General features: G+C 63.3%; 24 protein-coding genes. 9 read left to right on the top strand and 15 right to left on the bottom strand.

What is annotated here, in order from left to right; translation table 11 throughout:
• Positions 1–436 (top strand): TCP-1/cpn60 chaperonin family protein (locus NKI24_RS03955; protein WP_352743475.1); only part of this gene is annotated, 436 nt, incomplete at its 5' end.
• A 318-nt stretch (positions 437–754) separates the two neighbouring features.
• Here the strand turns inward: NKI24_RS03955 and NKI24_RS03950 are convergent.
• The gene (locus NKI24_RS03950) at positions 755–1,354 is read right to left on the bottom strand and encodes a TetR/AcrR family transcriptional regulator (RefSeq protein WP_352452748.1); all 600 of its coding nucleotides are present in this window, start codon (positions 1,352–1,354) and stop codon (positions 755–757) included.
• A 95-nt stretch (positions 1,355–1,449) separates the two neighbouring features.
• Between NKI24_RS03950 and NKI24_RS03945 the strand changes: the two genes are divergently transcribed.
• The 3 genes from NKI24_RS03945 to NKI24_RS03935 are packed head-to-tail and all read left to right on the top strand — an operon-like array spanning position 1,450 to position 3,360.
• Positions 1,450–2,481, top strand: coding sequence for a zinc-dependent alcohol dehydrogenase family protein (locus NKI24_RS03945; RefSeq protein ID WP_352743472.1), 1,032 nt, complete (start codon positions 1,450–1,452; stop codon positions 2,479–2,481).
• 29 nt (positions 2,482–2,510) lie between these two features.
• Entirely contained in the window at positions 2,511–2,957 is a 447-nt protein-coding gene (locus NKI24_RS03940) for an OsmC family protein (RefSeq protein ID WP_352743470.1), read from the top strand.
• A 16-nt stretch (positions 2,958–2,973) separates the two neighbouring features.
• A complete protein-coding gene (locus tag NKI24_RS03935) occupies positions 2,974–3,360 on the top strand; it encodes a nuclear transport factor 2 family protein (protein WP_352743468.1) in 387 nt (128 codons plus the stop codon).
• Between the two features lie 26 nt (positions 3,361–3,386).
• Here NKI24_RS03935 and NKI24_RS03930 read toward each other — a convergent pair whose 3' ends face one another.
• Together NKI24_RS03930 and NKI24_RS03925 are read right to left on the bottom strand one after the other, a co-directional pair.
• The gene (locus NKI24_RS03930) at positions 3,387–3,998 is read right to left on the bottom strand and encodes a LysE family translocator (protein WP_352743466.1); all 612 of its coding nucleotides are present in this window, start codon (positions 3,996–3,998) and stop codon (positions 3,387–3,389) included.
• A gap of 86 nt (positions 3,999–4,084) precedes the next feature.
• Positions 4,085–4,504 (bottom strand): nuclear transport factor 2 family protein, encoded by a 420-nt coding sequence (locus tag NKI24_RS03925; RefSeq protein WP_352743464.1) that lies wholly within the window; start codon positions 4,502–4,504, stop codon positions 4,085–4,087.
• A 160-nt stretch (positions 4,505–4,664) separates the two neighbouring features.
• Here NKI24_RS03925 and NKI24_RS03920 point away from each other — a divergent pair, with 160 nt between their 5' ends.
• Positions 4,665–5,594: an AraC family transcriptional regulator gene (locus tag NKI24_RS03920; RefSeq protein WP_352743462.1), complete on the top strand. Its 930-nt coding sequence runs from the start codon at positions 4,665–4,667 to the stop codon at positions 5,592–5,594.
• A gap of 37 nt (positions 5,595–5,631) precedes the next feature.
• Here NKI24_RS03920 and NKI24_RS03915 read toward each other — a convergent pair whose 3' ends face one another.
• The 7 genes from NKI24_RS03915 to NKI24_RS03885 form a co-directional block, all read right to left on the bottom strand.
• A complete protein-coding gene (locus NKI24_RS03915) occupies positions 5,632–5,970 on the bottom strand; it encodes a YkgJ family cysteine cluster protein (protein WP_352743502.1) in 339 nt (112 codons plus the stop codon).
• Positions 5,971–6,020: 50 nt separating this feature from the next.
• Entirely contained in the window at positions 6,021–6,185 is a 165-nt protein-coding gene (locus NKI24_RS03910) for a hypothetical protein (protein ID WP_023677606.1), read from the bottom strand.
• Position 6,186: 1 nt separating this feature from the next.
• Positions 6,187–6,594: a hypothetical protein gene (locus NKI24_RS03905; RefSeq protein WP_352517839.1), complete on the bottom strand. Its 408-nt coding sequence runs from the start codon at positions 6,592–6,594 to the stop codon at positions 6,187–6,189.
• Positions 6,594–6,821 (bottom strand): hypothetical protein, encoded by a 228-nt coding sequence (locus NKI24_RS03900; RefSeq protein ID WP_023677608.1) that lies wholly within the window; start codon positions 6,819–6,821, stop codon positions 6,594–6,596. The genes NKI24_RS03905 and NKI24_RS03900 overlap by 1 nt, the downstream gene beginning before the upstream one ends.
• A gap of 345 nt (positions 6,822–7,166) precedes the next feature.
• A complete protein-coding gene (locus NKI24_RS03895) occupies positions 7,167–7,376 on the bottom strand; it encodes a cold-shock protein (RefSeq protein ID WP_010915421.1) in 210 nt (69 codons plus the stop codon).
• Positions 7,377–7,809: 433 nt separating this feature from the next.
• The gene (locus NKI24_RS03890; protein WP_502901429.1) at positions 7,810–8,598 is read right to left on the bottom strand and encodes an SDR family oxidoreductase; all 789 of its coding nucleotides are present in this window, start codon (positions 8,596–8,598) and stop codon (positions 7,810–7,812) included.
• A gap of 69 nt (positions 8,599–8,667) precedes the next feature.
• Entirely contained in the window at positions 8,668–9,129 is a 462-nt protein-coding gene (locus NKI24_RS03885) for a RidA family protein (protein WP_352616790.1), read from the bottom strand.
• Between the two features lie 97 nt (positions 9,130–9,226).
• Here NKI24_RS03885 and NKI24_RS03880 point away from each other — a divergent pair, with 97 nt between their 5' ends.
• The gene (locus NKI24_RS03880) at positions 9,227–10,078 is read left to right on the top strand and encodes a LysR family transcriptional regulator (protein WP_352743457.1); all 852 of its coding nucleotides are present in this window, start codon (positions 9,227–9,229) and stop codon (positions 10,076–10,078) included.
• 19 nt (positions 10,079–10,097) lie between these two features.
• Here the strand turns inward: NKI24_RS03880 and NKI24_RS03875 are convergent, their stop codons facing one another.
• The gene (locus NKI24_RS03875) at positions 10,098–10,853 is read right to left on the bottom strand and encodes an SDR family NAD(P)-dependent oxidoreductase (protein WP_352743455.1); all 756 of its coding nucleotides are present in this window, start codon (positions 10,851–10,853) and stop codon (positions 10,098–10,100) included.
• Between the two features lie 83 nt (positions 10,854–10,936).
• Entirely contained in the window at positions 10,937–11,605 is a 669-nt protein-coding gene (locus NKI24_RS03870; RefSeq protein WP_352743453.1) for a glutathione S-transferase family protein, read from the bottom strand.
• A gap of 147 nt (positions 11,606–11,752) precedes the next feature.
• On the opposite strand from NKI24_RS03870, the gene NKI24_RS03865 reads away from it, so the two are divergent.
• Complete coding sequence (locus NKI24_RS03865) at positions 11,753–11,932, top strand: CsbD family protein (protein WP_254820647.1); 180 nt, start codon at positions 11,753–11,755, stop codon at positions 11,930–11,932.
• 63 nt (positions 11,933–11,995) lie between these two features.
• Here NKI24_RS03865 and NKI24_RS03860 read toward each other — a convergent pair whose 3' ends face one another.
• Complete coding sequence (locus NKI24_RS03860) at positions 11,996–13,126, bottom strand: metallophosphoesterase (protein ID WP_352743451.1); 1,131 nt, start codon at positions 13,124–13,126, stop codon at positions 11,996–11,998.
• A gap of 119 nt (positions 13,127–13,245) precedes the next feature.
• Between NKI24_RS03860 and NKI24_RS03855 the strand changes: the two genes are divergently transcribed.
• Positions 13,246–13,839, top strand: a complete 594-nt coding sequence (locus tag NKI24_RS03855) for a hypothetical protein (RefSeq protein WP_352452760.1) — start codon at positions 13,246–13,248, stop codon at positions 13,837–13,839.
• Between the two features lie 62 nt (positions 13,840–13,901).
• On the opposite strand, the gene NKI24_RS03850 is transcribed toward NKI24_RS03855, so the two are convergent.
• Positions 13,902–14,495 (bottom strand): TetR/AcrR family transcriptional regulator, encoded by a 594-nt coding sequence (locus tag NKI24_RS03850; RefSeq protein ID WP_352743449.1) that lies wholly within the window; start codon positions 14,493–14,495, stop codon positions 13,902–13,904.
• Positions 14,496–14,645: 150 nt separating this feature from the next.
• On the opposite strand from NKI24_RS03850, the gene NKI24_RS03845 reads away from it, so the two are divergent.
• Positions 14,646–15,440: an NIPSNAP family protein gene (locus tag NKI24_RS03845; protein WP_352743447.1), complete on the top strand. Its 795-nt coding sequence runs from the start codon at positions 14,646–14,648 to the stop codon at positions 15,438–15,440.
• A gap of 47 nt (positions 15,441–15,487) precedes the next feature.
• On the opposite strand, the gene NKI24_RS03840 is transcribed toward NKI24_RS03845, so the two are convergent.
• A complete protein-coding gene (locus NKI24_RS03840) occupies positions 15,488–16,936 on the bottom strand; it encodes an amidase (protein WP_352743445.1) in 1,449 nt (482 codons plus the stop codon).
• Position 16,937 lies beyond the last annotated feature (1 nt).

Genomic DNA, 16,937 nt, shown 5'->3' with positions numbered 1-16,937 from the left:
CGAAGAAGGCATCGTTCCCGGCGGCGGCGTCGCACTGCTGCGCGCTTCGCTGAGCATCAAGGCAACCGGCGCCAACTCCGACCAGGCCGCCGGCATCAACATCGTGCGCCGCGCGCTGCAGGCTCCGGCCCGCCAGATCGCGGCCAACGCCGGTGCGGAAGCATCGATCGTTGCCGGCAAGATCCTTGAGAACAAGGGGGCAACCTTCGGCTACAACGCCCAGACCGGCGAATATGGCGACATGATCGCCATGGGTATCGTCGATCCGGTCAAGGTTGTGCGCACGGCTCTGCAGGACGCGGCCTCGGTCGCCGGCCTGCTGGTCACCACCGAAGCCATGATCGCGGAGGCTCCGAAGAAGGAGTCGGCTGGCGGCGGCATGCCTGGCGGCATGGGCGGCGGCGGCATGGGCGGCATGGGTGGCATGGATTTCTAATCCAGCCAATCTCGCAAGCTTACGGAAAGGGCGGCAGCGATGCCGCCCTTTTTCGTTGATGTGGCGGAGATTGGGAGTGCGTCCCCGTGTAGCGGGTGACGACAGACAGCGAAATCGCAAACCTTCGAGATTGGCTGAACGAACCCTTTGCTTCGTCATCCTAGGGCGGAGCAGGAGCGAAGCGACGTTGCGGAGACCCTAGGATCCATGCCGTTACTTCCAGGCGTCGCGGCGGCGCAGAACATCAATCGTCGAGCTGCAGCCTTGGCCCTTTTGGCGGAACGCCGCGCCGCCTTCGATGCGATGAAGGCATAAACATCAATGCACCGCGGCAGCGGCACTCTTGGCCGGCAATGCCCCCTCAATCAGCGCCGCGACCTCATCGGCTACCGCCAGCACCGGAGCGCGGTCGTGGGTGGCGCGTGCGATCACCATCAGCCCTTCCAGCGATGATTCGACCAGCAATGCGAGCGCGTACGCGCGGCGCTCGGGCACCCCTGCCCTGACGAAGGCCGCCCTGAGCAAGCCTATCCACTGCTCGAAGGCGGACCGGCACAATTCGGCCAGTTCCGGCACGTCTGTCGGCGAGTCCAACACCACGGGCGCGATCGGGCAACCGAGCGTGAACCGATTGTCTTCCAGCATGCGGGCGACCGACTGGTAAATGTGGTGGACGGCCACCGCCGGATCCTTTTCGGCAGCGAGTGCGGCGTCCAGCCTCTGCGTCACATCGGCGACGCTGTCGCGCGTCACCTCGATGACCAGCTGGTCCTTGCCGCCCGGAAAATGAAAATAGAGCGAGCCTCTCGGCGCGCCTGAGGCGCTCAATATGTCGTTGAGCGAAGTGCCGTGATAGCCGCGCTGCCGAAGCAGGCGTCCCGTGGTCTCGAGTATGCGGGTACGGGTGTCGTTCGCCATGTCAACCTCTGTCAGGAGTGAGCATTATAGGCCTTGCCTTGAATATGACAATCGGTCTACATAATATGTAGATCAGTCTACATATCGAGAGGCAAATGCGCAGTTATCGTCTTGAAGGAACCTGCGGGACCAAGTGCCTGGTGATGCGCGACGAGGCGCAGCCGACGCCGAAGCCGCACGAGATCGTCGTGCGTGTCCGCGCCGCTTCGCTCAACCGCCGCGACACGATGATCCTCAACGGCAGCTATCCGCTGGCGCCGCGCCAAGGGGTCGTTCCGCTGAGCGACGGCGCCGGTGAAGTCGTTGCGGTCGGCGATGCCGTCACCCGCTTTGCCGTCGGCGACCGCGTCACCGGCAGTTATTTTGCGCGCTGGATCGATGGCCGCATCAATGCCGGTCTGATCGACCAGCTTGGCTGCACGCTGGACGGGATGCTGGCCGAATACGCCGTGCTCGACGAGCAATGGGCGGTGCGGCTTCCCGATCATCTCGACTGGCATCAAGCGGCGACACTAACCTGCGCCGGCCTGACCGCCTGGAATGCCGTGACGGCGGCCGAAATGCCGAAGCCCGGCCAATGGGTTCTTGTCATCGGTTCAGGTGGCGTCGCGCTATTTGCGCTGCAATTCGCCAAGCTGCTCGGCTGCCGTGTCGTGGCAGTCAGTTCGCGCAACGAGAAGCTGGACCGGCTGCAGGCGCTGGGCGCCGACCTCGTCGTCTCGACCGCCGACATGCCGGAATGGGGTGCTGCGGTGCGCGAGCAGACCGGCGGCATCGACCTCGTCGTCGAGACCGGCGGCCCGCCGACCTTCGCGCAATCGATGATCGCCTGCGCACTTTACGGGCGCATCGTGCTTCTCACCATACAGGATGCGAAAGGCGGGACGGTGCAGATCCCCGGCCCGGTCTACCAGCGCAGCCTCGCCACCATCAGCCGCCTGTTCGTCGGCCATCGCACCAACCTCGAAGCCATGCTGCGCGCCATCTCGGTGCATCGGCTCAGGCCTGTCATCGACAAGGTGTTCGCCTTCGACGAGGCCAACGACGCCTATCGCTATTTCCAGCAAGGCGACGTCTTCGGGAAAGTGGTCGTCGACAGCGCCTGGCAGGTCCGCCCCAAAATCTGATCGACCCCTCAAATCAAAGGAGAGACACAATGACCATTCGTGAAGCAGAGGCCCAATGGCAGGGATCGTTGAAGGAAGGTTCGGGCCGGCTGAAGCTCGGCAGCGGCGTCTTCGAAGGCGCCTACTCGTTCCCGTCGCGTTTCGAGAACGGTCCCGGCACCAACCCCGAGGAATTGATTGCGGCGGCGCATGCCGGCTGCTTCTCGATGGCGCTGAGCGCCATCCTCGGCCGCGAAGGTTACACTCCCGCACGCATCCACACGATCGCGAAAGCGCATCTCGGCGCCACCGCGGCCGGACCGACGCTGACCCGTATCGAGCTGGAGACCGAGGCAAGCGTCGCCGGGCTGGCGGCGGCGGAGTTCGAGCGGCTGGCGCAGACGGCCAAGGAGAGCTGCCTCGTGTCGCGGGCGCTGGCCGGCGTCGCCGCGATCACGCTCAAGGCCCGCCTCGTCGAAACCGCTACCGATCACTGAAGGGAAGGAATATCCAATGACACAGGAACTCATCATCGACATCGCCACGGTCAAACGCTCCGCCGAAACGGCCGAGATCATGCGGCGCTACAACGACGTCTTCCAGCGCCACGATCCGTCGGCGCTCGACGATCTGGTGGCGGAAGATTGCGTGATCGAGAACACCACGCCGGCCCCGGACGGCGCCCGCCGCATCGGCAAGGGCGCCTGCGTCGAACTGTGGTCGGCGATCGCGACCGGACCCGGCACGCGCTTCGACATCGAAGAAACCTTCGTCGCCGGCGACCGGGCGACGATCCGCTGGCGCTACTGCATGGCCGACGGCAATTCGCTGCGCGGCGTCAACCTGATGCGCGTTGCGGACGGGCAGATCGTCGAGGCCATGGGCTATGTGAAGGGATAGATTTGCGCTGCCCGCGACCTTCCTGTCTACCGGTCCGCCAGCGCCAGTTTGGCGCCGAGCATGACAAAGGCTCCGGCGAAGGTACGGCGCATCCAGGTCAGCACCTTTGGCCGCGACACGACATGGCTGCGGATCGACGCGGCAAAAATGCCATAGCCGACAAAGACCACGAAGGTGAGCAGCATGAAGATGCTGCTGAGCTCCAGCATTTTCGACAGCGCATGCGGTTCGGTGGTGCTGACGAATTGCGGCAGGAAGGCAAAGAAGAAGATCGACAGCTTCGGATTGAGGATGTTGATGAGGATGCCCGAAGTGATCACTTTGCCGGCCGAGCGCGGCGCGACATTTTCGTCGAGGCTCAGGCCGCCCTTCTCCTTCAGCGTGTTCCAGGCCATGTAGAGAAGATAGGCGACGCCGAGATATTTCAGCGTCTCGAAGGCGATGGCACTGGTATGCAGCAGAGCCGCGAGGCCGGTGATGGCGGCCGCCATGTGCGGAATGATGCCGAGCGTGCAGCCGAAAGCGGCAATGATGCTGGCGCGCGCACCACGCGAAAGCCCGGCGCTCAGCGTATAGAGAACGCCGGTACCGGGCGAAGCCACGACAATCAGCGACGTCAACAGAAATTCGATGCTCACGGATGGTCTCCCGGTGCTGGCCCTGCCGCCGGCAGCGTAATCAGCGAAACGTGCGGGCACAAGCCAACCTGAGAGCCTATGCGCATTCAGATCATGCTGTTGGCGTGCAGCTTGCTATCGGCAATAGGCTGCCGAACTTCCCAGTGTTCGACGAGCTTACCTTCGTTCAGCCTGAAAATGTCGACGATGGCCAGGCCGTCCTCCTCGGGTTCGCGTTTTGCGTGCATGTGCACGATGACGAAATCCCCTTCGGCAAAAATCCGCTTCACCTCTGCTCTCACGAGGGGAAATGACTGTTTGAGCTGCTGCAGATAGGCTTTGAAACCGTCCGCACCATCGGCAATGTTCGGATTGTGTTGGATGTAGCGTTCGCCAAAATGCATCGAAGCAGCTTCGATGTTGCCTTGGTTTACTGCTTTGTCGATGAAGTCCAGGACGATCGCCTTGTTGGTCTCGAGCGAATTATGGATCTTGGCTGGAACTGGATTTGATGGTTCGTCACGCATGTTTTGCTCCTTCCCGTGCCTGCTTCTGCCCGGTGTGGACAGGAGCGTCCGCACGCCGACATTGCCAACATGATCTGTTGCGATTGTGAGATGGTCGATACGCTATTCCCTAGATTCTTATCCAATCGTCTAATAGCGTCGTCCTATTCATCGTTGGAGGATGGTTCTCATGGACGCCTTGTCCGAAGTTCTTGCTTCGCTGAGATTTGGCAGCGCCATGATCGGCAGCGCGACCCTGCATCGGCCATGGGGTATTTCGGTGGATCCGACAAGGAATGCCGCCATCCACGTCATACAGAACGGCGAATGCTGGCTGCGGTTAGCCGGTGAAAGGGAGCCGATCCGCTTAGGCGAGGGAGATGTCATCCTTGTCGCGAGCGGTATCGGGCATGCCCTTTGCAATCCGGCGGATGCACCGACGGCATCGATATCCGCCGTCCTTTCCGCGAATCGGAGCGGAGCGGAACCGAAAAGCGAAAGCGGCGCGACAACTCTTCTTTGTGCGAGATATTCACTCGACGGCGTCGGGCCATACCCGATGGTTTCGCTGCTTCCTCCGCTGATCCATTTGACCCGAAATCAGATTGGCACCAGCGAGCCGCTGCGGCTTGCCCTGGAACTTCTGCAGGTCGAAGCGAAAGGCGATCTCGGCGGCCACGACATTGTCGCCCCACGCCTTCTCGACAGCACGTTGATCTTCTTGTTGCGTGCCTGGATCGAACATCAGCCACTCGGAACAGGGGGATGGTTTGGCGCCTTGCGCGACAAAGGCATTGCGCAGGCTTTGCGCCTGATCCACGAGCGGCCGGGCAATCCCTGGACCATCGCTTCCCTTGCCAGCGGCGCAGCACAGTCCCGGGCCACCTTCGCGCGTCGCTTCGCTCAACTGGTAGGACAGCCGCCGCTGTCCTATGTGACCCGGTGGCGGATGAACCTTGCCGCCAAGGCTCTGCGGGAAACGAACCAGAACATTGGCGAGATCGGGCGCGCCGTCGGATATGAATCGGTGCCGTCGTTCTCGCAGGCATTCAAACGATTGACCGGACGATCGCCCGGCCTCTACCGCAGCGACTTTCGCCCATCTGATTGACGAAATTCAAACTGAGACGCCAGCCCGAGGGCCGTCATTACAGCGTCGGCAGACCGTGAGCCCGACGCGCGATCAGGCAGTCGTCATCGCCCGGCATGCAGGCGCGGCAGACGTCGGGGCGGATGTCGTAGATGCCGCAGGCCGTTGACTTGCCGACCTCGCCGCACAGTGCCGAACAGCGCGCGCCTTCGCAGCGCATACCGGCTTCGTCGGCAGCCACGTATTTTTGCGGGATAAGGTCGAGCTGCGCGTCATCCTCGGTGGAGAAGCGCGGCCATCTGGACGAGTAGGCGCAGCAGGCGCCACAGGTCTGGCAATCGAAGGCAATCGGACCGGCGCCCTCTTGTGGCGACGAAAACTCCTCTGCGACCGCCAGGGCAAGCAGCCTTGGCGCAGATTTCCGGTCGGCATTTTGCTGCAAGGGCGCTATTTCTTCTTGGGCTTGCGCGGCGGTGCTTCCGCCGGCGACCTGAACAGATCGGTGCCCGCTTCGGCGGCTTCGCCGGTTTTTGGCGCGGCGGCCGGCTTGACCGGCTTCACGGCGGCAGCAGGCGCTGCCGGCTGGCCCTTGGCGGAAAACTTGATTGCCATATCAATCCTCGTCAGAGAAACGCGATGATGGCGCATTCGGATTGCGAAGGCGGCCGATGAGCGCCGAAACGGCCGTGATGTTCATTTCTTCGGGCGACCAGTTCCTGGCTTCCTCGATGTGCCGGGGCGCCAGCTCGCGATGCGTGCTGCCGCTGTAAGCGGCATCCTGAAAGGTCATGCGCTCGCGGGTCTTGGCGTTTTCCCGGACGTATTCAATCAGATAATTGGGGCATTCGGCACGACCGCGCACGCCGAGCCGAACCTGGGCATCGCCGTGGACACGCCTGCAGCGCTCGAGCTTTTCGAGCACGCGCCGGACATATTCGACCGGCTTGTCTAGTTCGCCCACGACATCGGCGATGGTCGAATCTGCGGCGATCGCCTTTTGAGGCACGCGTTTGGTGGCCATCAGCGTTTGCCTGCGCGTTTCGGCGAGGCCGCGAGCGCAACCGCCGCCGCCATGTCGTCGGCTTCCTTCTCCAGCCGCAATTCGCGCAGCCGCGCGGTCTTGGCTTCGCGGGCCTGGCTGACGGCATCCCGTTCGGAATTGATGCGGTCGAGCGACATCGACTGGGTCCGCGTCTTGCTGAAAATGGATTCGGCCTGGTCGCGGGGTTTTTTTGAAGTTGCGGTCAAGGTCTTTCTCCCGGTTCGGAGCACGCCGCCGAAAAGTGGCGAGACTGGTCTTTCGGCCAGGATCCCGCACAAAGCAATACGGCAGCCGGTTTCAAATTGCTGGAACGTCCTTAGCACGTCCGGGCCGTCGAGCGGCGCTCTTTCGGCGATCGAAGCGCAAAAATGAAAAAGGCCAGGCACCGCCTGACCTTCCATGAGAGCGCCCGCGCATCCCGAGAGACGCGCAAAGAAACGTTCTTCTCAATGCGCATGAGCGGGGACTTAACGTCCCCGCGATCATGCGCTGGAATTTGCCATTCACCGGTGCCAGTACATCCGTGGTCACCGGTGAGGCTTAATTCCGTTTTAGGCCGCCTTCAACTGGTCGGCGGACATCTTGCCCGACTTGTTGTCGCGGACCATCTCGTAGCCAAGCTTCTGGCCCTCGACGATGTCGCGCATTCCGGCGCGCTCGACGGCTGAGATGTGGACGAAAACGTCGGCAGAACCGTCGTCAGGCTGAATAAAACCAAAACCTTTGGTGGCGTTGAACCATTTAACTGTGCCTGTGCTCATAACGAACCCTTTCCATGGCAAATATTCGTTCGCCGTCATGCGGATGCACAACAACGTTTGTCTCGACTTTGATGGGGGAAGTTCGCCAAAGGCGCGCCTAAGCACGCGGATAACAAAAGTCGGTCAAACAAATATCGACAAAATTCTTATAGACTTCTTTGCGCGTTGTGTCAATTTTTTGATTTGCCACACTCGCGGAGACGCGCGGCGGCGGCCCGCGCCAGCACATCGGACGGTGAAAGCCGGGCTATTGCCCGCCGAAAAAACCAATCAGCCGGGAACCATTTTGGCGCCGAGGCATTTTTTTCGGTGTCGAAAGCCGTTCTCGAAAGAGCAATCTTGAGAAAAGGCGGACGACAAACAGGACGCCCCCCGCGCAGATAAAAGGCACGAGGGGCGTTCCTGTGATGCGACCATTCGCGCCGCCTGCCCCTCACAGCATGGCCCGGCTGAGCCCGCCATCCACCGGCAAAGCCACGCCGGTGATATAGGCGGCGTCGTCGCTGGCCAGGAATGCGGCAACCGCGCCGAATTCGGCGGGGGTCCCGTAGCGTTTTGCCGGGATTTCGGCCTGACTCTCGGCGGCGATCACAGCAGCGTCCACACCCCTGTCGGCGGCGTCCATCACGTCGAACTGTTTCGTCCGGTCCGTCGCAAAACGGCCAGGCAGCAACAGGTTGACGGTGACGCCGTCCGCCGCCACTTCGCCGGCCAGGGTCTTGGCCCAGCCGGCAAGCGACGCGCGCAACGCATTCGAAGCGGTGAGGCCGGGGATCGGCTCGTGGACGGACGTGGAGGAAACGGCGATGATGCGCCCCCAGCGCCGCGCCCGCATGCCTGGCAGGAAAGAAATGGCGATGCGCATCTGGCTCAGCACCATGCTGGTGAACTGCTTCTCCCAGACGCTCGCATCGAAGACGCTGGCCGCGAAGGGCGGCGGGCCGCCGCCATTGAGCAGGACGATGTCGATCCGCTGATGCTCGTCCTCGATGGTACGGATCAGCCGGGAGACGCTGTCGTTATCGGAAAGATCGGCGCCGAAGGTCGAGCAGATGTGGCCGGCGGACTCGATCGCGCGCCGCGCCGCGTCCAGGGTCTCCTTCCCGCGTCCGACCAGGATGATCTCGGCGCCTTTCGCCGCGAGCGCTTCGGCGACGCCGAAACCCAGGCCCTTGCCTCCGCCGAGAACCAGCGCCTTCCGCCTCTCAAGATTTGTACTTATCAAGCCAAGCCTCCCCTGGTTTCGCTGCGCACTCTCGGATCAGGCCCGAGTGCATGTTCCGGGCGTGCATCAGCGGACATGCACAATGGCGTCGGCTTCGACCGGAACATTGGCCGGCAAGCCGGCCATGCCGAGCGAGCAGCGGGCATGCTCGCCACGCTCGCCGAAAACATGGAGCAGAAATTCGGATGCTCCGTTGCCGACCTCCGAATAGGCCGCAAAGCCGGCCGCCGCGTTCACATAGACGGTCAGCTTGGCGAATCTCACGACGCGGTCGAGATTGCCGTCCAATTCCTTGTCCAGCCAATAGACGATGTTGGCCGCGCAGAGCCGGGCGGCGTTCCGCGCCGCGGCCAGATCGATCTCTGCGCCGACCTGGCCGATCGCAGCGATCTCCTGCCCGATCTCGGGGATCTGACCGGAGACATAGACGATGTCTGCGACCCGAACCGTCGGCGAGAACGGCAAAGCGGGCCGATCGAGCGACGGCCAGGCGACACCGAACTCCTCAAATCTTCGTCTGTAGGACAAGGTGGCTGCTCCTGTTTTCGTTGGTGCGAGCGGACCTTGAATTCAGATCGGGCTTTCGGGTAGCCTGATAGTGCTGACACAGCTATCAGGAATTCTTATGACAAGAGATATCGACATCAGGCTGCTGCGCGCCTTCGTCACCGTGGCCGATACGGGAACGGTGAGCCGGGCCGCCGATCGGCTTGCCCGCACCCAGGCGGCGGTGAGTATGCAGCTTCAGCGCCTCGAGGGTGAAGTCGGCGCCGAGCTGCTGCGCCGTTCGCCGCGCGGCGTGACGCTGACCGAGGCCGGCGAGATCCTGCTCGCCTTCGCCCGCAAGGCCATCGCGATCGGCGACGATGCCAGGCGCGAGATAGAAGGCCGCAGGCTGGTCGGCCGTGTCCGGCTGGGCATCGTCGAGGATTTGGCGGTGACACGGCTGCCGTTGATCATTGCCGACTTCCGCCGCCGGCATCCTTCCGTGGAGATCGAGCTGACATCAGCCAGCAGCAGCGATCTCAGCAAGTCGCTGGGCGAAGGAAAATGCGACATCGTCATGGCCGATCCGGCGCGCTTCACAAAGGCGCCGCGAGGCCATCTGTCACGACAGTTGGTCTGGGCGGCAAGCCGCATGATCGAGATCGATGACGAGGTCGAGCTTCCGCTGATCATCTTCGAAGGCGCCTGCTCCTGGCAGGACAGAATGCTGGCCTCGCTCGCCGAGGCCGGGATCGGCTGGAAGATCGGCTGCCGCGTGTCGACTTTCGCGACGCTGATCTCGGCGCTGAGGGCCGGGCTTGGCATCGGCCTTCTGCTGCAGGAAGGACTACCGCCCGACTGCCAAAGCCTCAACGGACGATTCAACCTGCCGCCGGCGCCGATGGCGGATTTCGGCGTCTACCTCGCGAGGGACCCGTCGCGGCTGGTCGAGGAGTGTGGCGATTTCCTGCGGGCGGGATTTGAGGCGTAGCGAAAATATCTGACGCCGTTCACCGTTCCTGGTCGGTCGGGCGGATGACGATCTCGTTGACGTTGACGTGTGCCGGCTGGCCCACGGCGTAGAGAATGGCCGCGGCGATGTCCTCGGCGGTCAGCGCCTCCATGGCGGCGAGCCGCTGGTCGAGCCCGGCCTTCGCCGCCGGGTTGGTGACATGGTCGCCGAGTTCGGTGCGCACAAGGCCAGGCTCGATGACGGTGACGCGAACCTTATCGGCATAGACTTCGCGGCGCAGCGATTCGGAAAAGCCAACGACGCCGAACTTGGTTGCGGCATAGCCGCTGGCGCCGGGATTGGCGACGCGGCCGGCGATCGACGAGACATTGACGATGTGACCCTTGGCGGCCCTGAGATGCGGCAGCGCCGCCTTGGTGACGCCCATCAGCGCCAGCAGGTTGAGCTCGATCATGCGGCGCCAGTCGTCGAGCAACGCCTCGGCGGCCGGCGACAGAAGCATCACCCCGGCATTGTTGACGAGGATGTCGAGGCGGCCCCATTCGGTGACAACCTTGTCGACCATGGCGGTGACATCGTCGTTGCTGGTGACGTCGGCCTCGATGCGGAGCGCCGTGCCGCCGGCCTTTTCGATACGTGCGGCCAGCGCTTCGAGACGATCGGCGCGACGTGCGGCAATCGCCACCTTGGCCCCGGCGGCTGCGAGCGCCACAGCGGTTGCCTCGCCGATGCCCGAGGAGGCGCCGGTGACGAGTGCGACCTTGCCGGCCAGTGCGGAAGAAACAGAAGTCATTGTGAAGTCTCCAAGGCCCCTGCCCGAGCTTCAGATAGGCCGTGGGCCGCAAAGCGGAAGACCGGCTCCTCGGTTGCTCGGCTCTATTCGTCGGGACCGGGCTCCGGCCAAGGCTCTTTCGCCGCCTCGGCATACCAGTGGCGCATCGCCGGTATTGAAAGCACGGCGTCGACATAGGCGCGGGTGTCGGGCGCCAGCGTGCCGCCATAGGTGTCGAAGCGGGTGACGACCGGCGCGTACATGGCGTCGGCCGCGGTGAAACGGCCAAACAGGAACGGGCCGACTTTGCCGTGTTTTTCGCGGCATTCGCGCCATAGCCCTTCGATGCGCGCCCGTTGCGTCTCACCTTCGGCGTCGAGCGGCTTGTAGCCTTTCGGCCGGCGCAAATTCATCGGCCAGCCATAGCGGACCTCGCGAAAGCCGGAATGCATCTCTGTCGCCGCCGAGCGGGCCAGCGCGCGGGCGCCGATGTCGGCCGGCCAAAGCTCTTTCCCGGGAAACAGCTCGGCGAGATATTCAAGGATGGCAAGGGTTTCCCAGACGATCCGGACCTCGCCATTCGGCAGCCGATGGTTCAGCACCGGCACCTGGCCGGTCGGCGATATCCTGGCCAGATTGGCCGCGGTCTCGGGCGTGCGCAGGCGCACAAAACCCTCCTCGAACGGGATCTCCAGGTGCTTCATCGCCAGCCATGGCCTCAGTGACCACGACGAAAAACACTTGTTGCCGATGAAGAGCGTGAATTCAGCCATTGTCCCTCCGGCCCTGTCTGTTCGGGCGTTCTGGTGCACCCTATCCTGTCGGCTTCGCGGCCGGAAGCTATCCCAATCGACGGGCAGAACCCGGAACCTAAGCGATCCGCGACCGTTTCTCCAGGCGAACGGTTCAGGAGATGCGAGATGGTGAACAAGGATCAGGTTGCCGGCGTTGCCAAGCAAGCCAAGGGCTCGGTCAAGCAGACCGCCGGCAAGGCCACCGGCAACAGGCGCACCGAGGCCGAAGGCGACGTCGACAAGGCGACCGGCAAGATGCAGAAGGCTTACGGCGACGTGAAGGACAAGGTGAAGAAGGCGCTTTGAGGGTGGCCCTTCGCAAACGAGGAAAAGGCGGCTCGGCCGCCTTTTTTGGCCCTCTCCTGCCCGTCAGAAAGTCAGGCTTTTGCTGTATGCATTGGTGAAGGTGACCTCGCCATGATCTCCGGCGGCTTCGCCCAGCACCACATCCATGCTGTTTCCCGTCACCCGCGCCAACGCAAAGCCGCCCATGAAGGCGGCCTTCGGCTTGAACAAGTCGACCTCGTCACGGTGGTAGATCATCGGCGTCGCGTGCTGGTGGCCATGGAAGATGCCGACGACGTTGTAACCCTTCAGCACAGCCAGCAGCGCCTGCCTGTCGGCTTCGCTCCACCAGTGGGGCGGACCCTTGCCGCCGTCGTCGAAAGTTTTCTCGGCGGCGTCCCATCTTTCGATCGAAAAAGTATCCCAGCCATAATGCTGGAACAGGATGACCGGGCGGCCGTCGCCGGCATAGGTTGCCAGGTCCTGCTTCAGCCATGGCAGGCTGCTGGTGGCGCCATGGCCGGTATCGCCGGCGAAACGGTGCGTCTGGACAAGATGCAGGCCGCCCCAATCCCATGAATAGCAATCGGTCCCGACATCGTAGTCGGTCGCCGGCGCAGGCGGCTTGAAGAACACGCCGGGGCGGTGGTTGATCTCGACGTAGTCGCGCATTTCGCGGCGGTACCAGTCGACATGCGAGCGCGGGCCGTTCTGGTCGAGGTCGTGGTTGCCGAGGCCGACATAGACCGGCATGTGCACGCGGTCAGGGCCGACGCCTTGCTGGTAGCGCTGGCTGAACTGAAGCAGTTGCGTGCCCTCGCTGGGCTGGGTGATCTGGCCGCCGCCATCATCGGTGATGTCGCCGCCAACGACGAGGCCGAGCGGCGTGCCGATGTTGCCCGTCGAGCGCAGGCCGGTGGCAACGCCATCGATTTCAGCCGGCCATTGCCTGTCGCCGACGCCGTTGAGTGCGGCGACATTGCGCAGCAAGGCAGCGTCTGTCTTGCCCTCCTGCTCGCAATGCGGGCTCAATCCGTTTGCCATGCGGCAGGCATGGACATCGGCGATGAACAGAAAAGTGGCGTCGATCGGCGGGATGCGCTGGCCGGTCTGGCCGAAGGCCGGGTGCGAAACGGCGCCGGCCGCGGCAAGGCCCGCTGCCTGCATCAGGAAGCTGCGCCGGGAAACCGGCCGGGCGGGAATGCGATACATCATGCGCTAAAATTCAGCACGACGCGGACCGGCAGTCCAGTTGCTCGCAAAGTATGTCGACACGTTCTCCCAGGTCTGGCATTGCTTTCGGCATTCAACTTGCGCGGGCAAAGGAGGACGCCATGAAAGCTACATCCATCGGCATGACAATGGCGATTCTGGCGGTGACGAGCGCAGCGCATGGCGCCGGGTGCATCGACGCCAAATCGGCCAAGGCCGGCTTCATTCTCGAAAGGCCCGGCATCCACAGCGAATTTCGTCCGGCGGCGGGCGGAATGGTGGCGGTTGCCAACAAATACCAGTCGCAATCGCCGCAGTCGCAGTACCTGTTCGGCGGGCTGATCGAAGTGTTTCGCGACAGCAGCACGGGGCAGCTGGCGATGATCCCGTTTTCCGATCTCAGGAAGGTGTTCCCGCTGAAGGCGGGTGCCAAGAGCAAGATCGTATTTGCCCGTCTCGCACCGAACAAGCCGCCGAAGGGCACCGAGACGCTGGAGATCAACGTCAAGGGCAAGGAGACGTTCAGCCTGGGTGATTGCAAATACTCCGTGCTCGCAGTCAAGCAGACGATCAGGAGCGAGGCCGGCGAGACGCGGGACGAATTCATCGCGCTTTACGCACCCGACCTGCAGGCAGTTGTGGCCAGGCGCTATGACGAGGGCACCAGTGCCGAAAGCGTGGTCGGCTACGAGCTGATCAAGCCGCTGCCGAATTAGGAGAGCTCGGCCTCCCCGCCTCGGTCGCGATATCAGCGACTGCGGCCTCTGTCCTGCCAGCGTTAAAGCGCTCTGTGCAGTATCCTGCGACGTCGCCTCGTGACTCCCTGTTCCAATGCCATCAGGCAATCGCGCAGCACGCTTGCGTCCTGCGCGGTCTTGGCCATCGACATGGCGCCGGAATAGCTGGCGACAGCCAACGCTGCGAAGCGCTGCGGATCGATGCCCTGCTCCCGGCCCGCCTGCTGGTCGGCCCTGATCTTGTCGGCGATCGCCTGACGCCAGGTAGAAAAAATGCTGGCAAGGGCAATGCGGAAATCCGGATCGGCAAGCGACAGTTCATGCGCCAGGTTGTTGAGCGGGCAGCCGCGCACGAAACCCTGCCGCTCCAGCTCCGCCGCGACGGCCGCGAACACGGAGCGCACGCCCTCGCGCGCTGAGGGAGCCATCCGCATCGGCGCGATCCATGTCTCTTCTACGGCGGCGGCGACCCGCTCCTCGATCACTGCGAGCGCGAGCGCCTTCTTGGTTGGGAAATGGTGGTGCAGCGCGCCGCCGGTGACGCCCGCCGTCGCCATCAGGTCGCCCATGCTGGACGCATGATAGCCGCGTGCCTGAAACGCCTCCTCGGCGACATCGAGCACCTTTTTGCGCATGCCTTCGGGGTCGTTGGTGCGTTTTTGAGCACGCGAACTTGGGCGAGCGGATATCTCTGCTGACATCTTCACACGATAGCAGATTGACAAAACAGGACAACCGGTCTGTTTTGTAAAACAGGATGACTGTCCTGTTTTGGAGATCGCGCAATGAACCCGCCTTTGAACGCCCTACCTAATCCCGATCTGCTCGCCTCGCCCGTCGTCGAACTCAGGCAATACACGCTGAAACCCGGCAGGCGCGAGACGCTGATCGGCATCTTCGACAATCACCTGATCGAGGGCCAGGAAACCGCGGGGATGACCATCATCGGCCAGTTCCGCGATCTCGACCGGCCGGATATGTTCGTCTGGCTGCGCGGCTTCGACGGTATGGAAGCGCGAAAAAACGCTCTGACCGCCTTCTATGACGGGCCGGTCTGGGCTGCCTGGCGCGACGCCGCCAACGCCACGATGATCGATTCTGACGACGTGCTGCTGCTGAAGCCGGCCTGGCCAGGCGCCGGCCTAGACCTCTCGGGATCGCTACGATTACCCCAGGCGGACCTCGAAAAACCGTGCGCAGGCAGCGATTTGCAGGCAATTGTTGTCATCAGGATTCATCATTTGCAACCGGGCCTGGAAGCCCGTTTCGCCAAGGAGTGTCAGACCGCAGCTCTTCCGGTGCTCGCCGCACTTGGCGCACGGCCGCTTGCCGCCTTCGTTACCGAACATGCCGAAAACAGCTTTCCGCGGCTGCCGGTGCGGGCCAGCGAAAACGTCTTCATCAGCATCACCGGTTTCGCCAGCGCCGATGCACATGCCCGCCACGAGGCAGCCTTGGCTGCCTCCCCGGAGTGGCAAGTGTTCGAGCAGGCCGCGCAGCGGGATTTGGCCAGGCCCGTGGAGGTTCTGCGCCTGGCGCCCACGGCGCGATCGCTGCTCGGACAGCCAACGCCGGCGTGACCAACGCCGTTGAAAGCCACCTATGTGCACTGAACCCCCTGTCTGGTTCACGCCTGAAAATGCCTGGCATGGATCGCCTGGTAACGCGTGGTCCATGCGGTTGCCTGCTCCAGGTCAAGGCAAACGCGCAGCAGCCGGTGATCCTCGTTCTTGCGGCCAATGAGCTGGATGCCAATCGGCAGGCCGTCTTTCGACTGGAAAAGCGGCAGGCTGGCGGCCGGTTGGCCGGTGACGTTGAAGATTTCTGTGAAAGGCGCAAAGCCGTAGGCCCGGCTCGCCCAAGCCTCGTAATCGAAGAGAGCACCATCGCCATGGATGGCGCCAAGCCGGGGCGTAAGCTCGGCCGTCGTCGGCGTCAGGATCAGGTCGAACGCATCGAACGCCATCGCCATCGCCAGCGAAGCGCTGTGCACATGGTCCTGCGCCCTGAGATAGTCGGCGGCCGAAGACCGTCGAAAACGGTCGAGCGCGTGACGAGTCAGGCTTTCGATTTCGCCGGCCCCCGGCATCCGCCCGATCTCGTCGGCGCGCTCGTCAACCAGCCGCGCGATCTCCGACATCCAGAACATGCTCCAGTCCGCTTCGGCGCTGGCTTCCCGCGGGAAACGCGCCTCTGTGACCTCGTGCCCCATTTCCTCGAGGAGGATCATGGCTTCCTGGAATTTTGCCCCGATCTCGGACGCGACGGGCGTGCCGTCCGGCCGGTGCGCCAGGCATGCGATGCGCAGACGCTCGCCGGGGGAAGACAACCAATCCAGGTAGGACGGCACCGATTTGGACACGGAGTAAGGCGCTCCTTGTTCTGGACCGGCAGTCATGTCCAGCATGGCGGCGCTGTCGCGAACGGTGCGGGACAGGACGTTCTCGGCGTAGAGCCCGGCGCCGACCTGACCTCGACCAGGCCCGACAGGCGTGAGCCCGCGCGACGGCTTCATGCCGAACACGCCGCAACAGGCAGCCGGCACCCGGATCGATCCGCCGATATCGGAACCGTGGGCGACCGGCACCATGCCGCTCGCCACCGCGGCAGCAGCTCCGCCGCTTGAGCCGCCCGCCGTCAGCGAAGGATCCCAGGGGTTCGAGGTGGGGCCGCGAAAGCTGGGTTCGGTGACGAAGTCGTTGGCAAATTCAGGCGTGTTTGTCTTGCCCAGCAAGATCAGACCGGCGGCCCGCCAGCGCCCGACGATCTCGCTGTCGGGCTTCGGCGCGGCATCCTTGAAGTAGAGCGACGAGTGCGTCGTCGGCCACTCCCGTACATTGACGCCGGTGTCCTTGACCAGGAAAGGAATGCCGGCGAGTGCCGCCTGCCGGTTGCAGCTTGCCGCGACGGAAAGCGCCCGGTCCGCATCGATCAGCGTCACGGCATTGAGGGCGGGATTGATGCTTTCGATCGCTTCGATAGCCGCCTCGACGACCTCGACGGCGGATAATTCGCCCGAGCGAACATGCCCGGCCAGGGCGACGGCATCCAACGCCACGTATTCGGAAAGATTCATG

This window comes from Mesorhizobium sp. M0701, from assembly GCF_040320365.1.
Lineage (GTDB): Bacteria > Pseudomonadota > Alphaproteobacteria > Rhizobiales > Rhizobiaceae > Mesorhizobium.
The sequence above is the reverse complement of the archived record's forward strand: the minus strand, read 5'-3'. Positions and strand labels throughout refer to the sequence as shown.

What these genes read in the sequence shown, in the direction of transcription:
- NKI24_RS03950 (WP_352452748.1), bottom strand. Translation starts at nt 1,354, where the DNA reads ATGGCGAACGACACCCGTACCCGCATACTCGAGACCACGGGACGCCTG.
- NKI24_RS03945 (WP_352743472.1), top strand. Translation starts at nt 1,450, where the DNA reads ATGCGCAGTTATCGTCTTGAAGGAACCTGCGGGACCAAGTGCCTGGTG.
- NKI24_RS03940 (WP_352743470.1), top strand. Translation starts at nt 2,511, where the DNA reads ATGACCATTCGTGAAGCAGAGGCCCAATGGCAGGGATCGTTGAAGGAA.
- NKI24_RS03935 (WP_352743468.1), top strand. Translation starts at nt 2,974, where the DNA reads ATGACACAGGAACTCATCATCGACATCGCCACGGTCAAACGCTCCGCC.
- NKI24_RS03925 (WP_352743464.1), bottom strand. Translation starts at nt 4,504, where the DNA reads ATGCGTGACGAACCATCAAATCCAGTTCCAGCCAAGATCCATAATTCG.
- NKI24_RS03920 (WP_352743462.1), top strand. Translation starts at nt 4,665, where the DNA reads ATGGTTCTCATGGACGCCTTGTCCGAAGTTCTTGCTTCGCTGAGATTT.
- NKI24_RS03910 (WP_023677606.1), bottom strand. Translation starts at nt 6,185, where the DNA reads ATGGCAATCAAGTTTTCCGCCAAGGGCCAGCCGGCAGCGCCTGCTGCC.
- NKI24_RS03905 (WP_352517839.1), bottom strand. Translation starts at nt 6,594, where the DNA reads ATGGCCACCAAACGCGTGCCTCAAAAGGCGATCGCCGCAGATTCGACC.
- NKI24_RS03895 (WP_010915421.1), bottom strand. Translation starts at nt 7,376, where the DNA reads ATGAGCACAGGCACAGTTAAATGGTTCAACGCCACCAAAGGTTTTGGT.
- NKI24_RS03880 (WP_352743457.1), top strand. Translation starts at nt 9,227, where the DNA reads ATGACAAGAGATATCGACATCAGGCTGCTGCGCGCCTTCGTCACCGTG.
- NKI24_RS03875 (WP_352743455.1), bottom strand. Translation starts at nt 10,853, where the DNA reads ATGACTTCTGTTTCTTCCGCACTGGCCGGCAAGGTCGCACTCGTCACC.
- NKI24_RS03870 (WP_352743453.1), bottom strand. Translation starts at nt 11,605, where the DNA reads ATGGCTGAATTCACGCTCTTCATCGGCAACAAGTGTTTTTCGTCGTGG.
- NKI24_RS03865 (WP_254820647.1), top strand. Translation starts at nt 11,753, where the DNA reads ATGGTGAACAAGGATCAGGTTGCCGGCGTTGCCAAGCAAGCCAAGGGC.
- NKI24_RS03860 (WP_352743451.1), bottom strand. Translation starts at nt 13,126, where the DNA reads ATGATGTATCGCATTCCCGCCCGGCCGGTTTCCCGGCGCAGCTTCCTG.
- NKI24_RS03855 (WP_352452760.1), top strand. Translation starts at nt 13,246, where the DNA reads ATGAAAGCTACATCCATCGGCATGACAATGGCGATTCTGGCGGTGACG.
- NKI24_RS03850 (WP_352743449.1), bottom strand. Translation starts at nt 14,495, where the DNA reads ATGCGCAAAAAGGTGCTCGATGTCGCCGAGGAGGCGTTTCAGGCACGC.
- NKI24_RS03845 (WP_352743447.1), top strand. Translation starts at nt 14,646, where the DNA reads ATGAACCCGCCTTTGAACGCCCTACCTAATCCCGATCTGCTCGCCTCG.
- NKI24_RS03840 (WP_352743445.1), bottom strand. Translation starts at nt 16,936, where the DNA reads ATGAATCTTTCCGAATACGTGGCGTTGGATGCCGTCGCCCTGGCCGGG.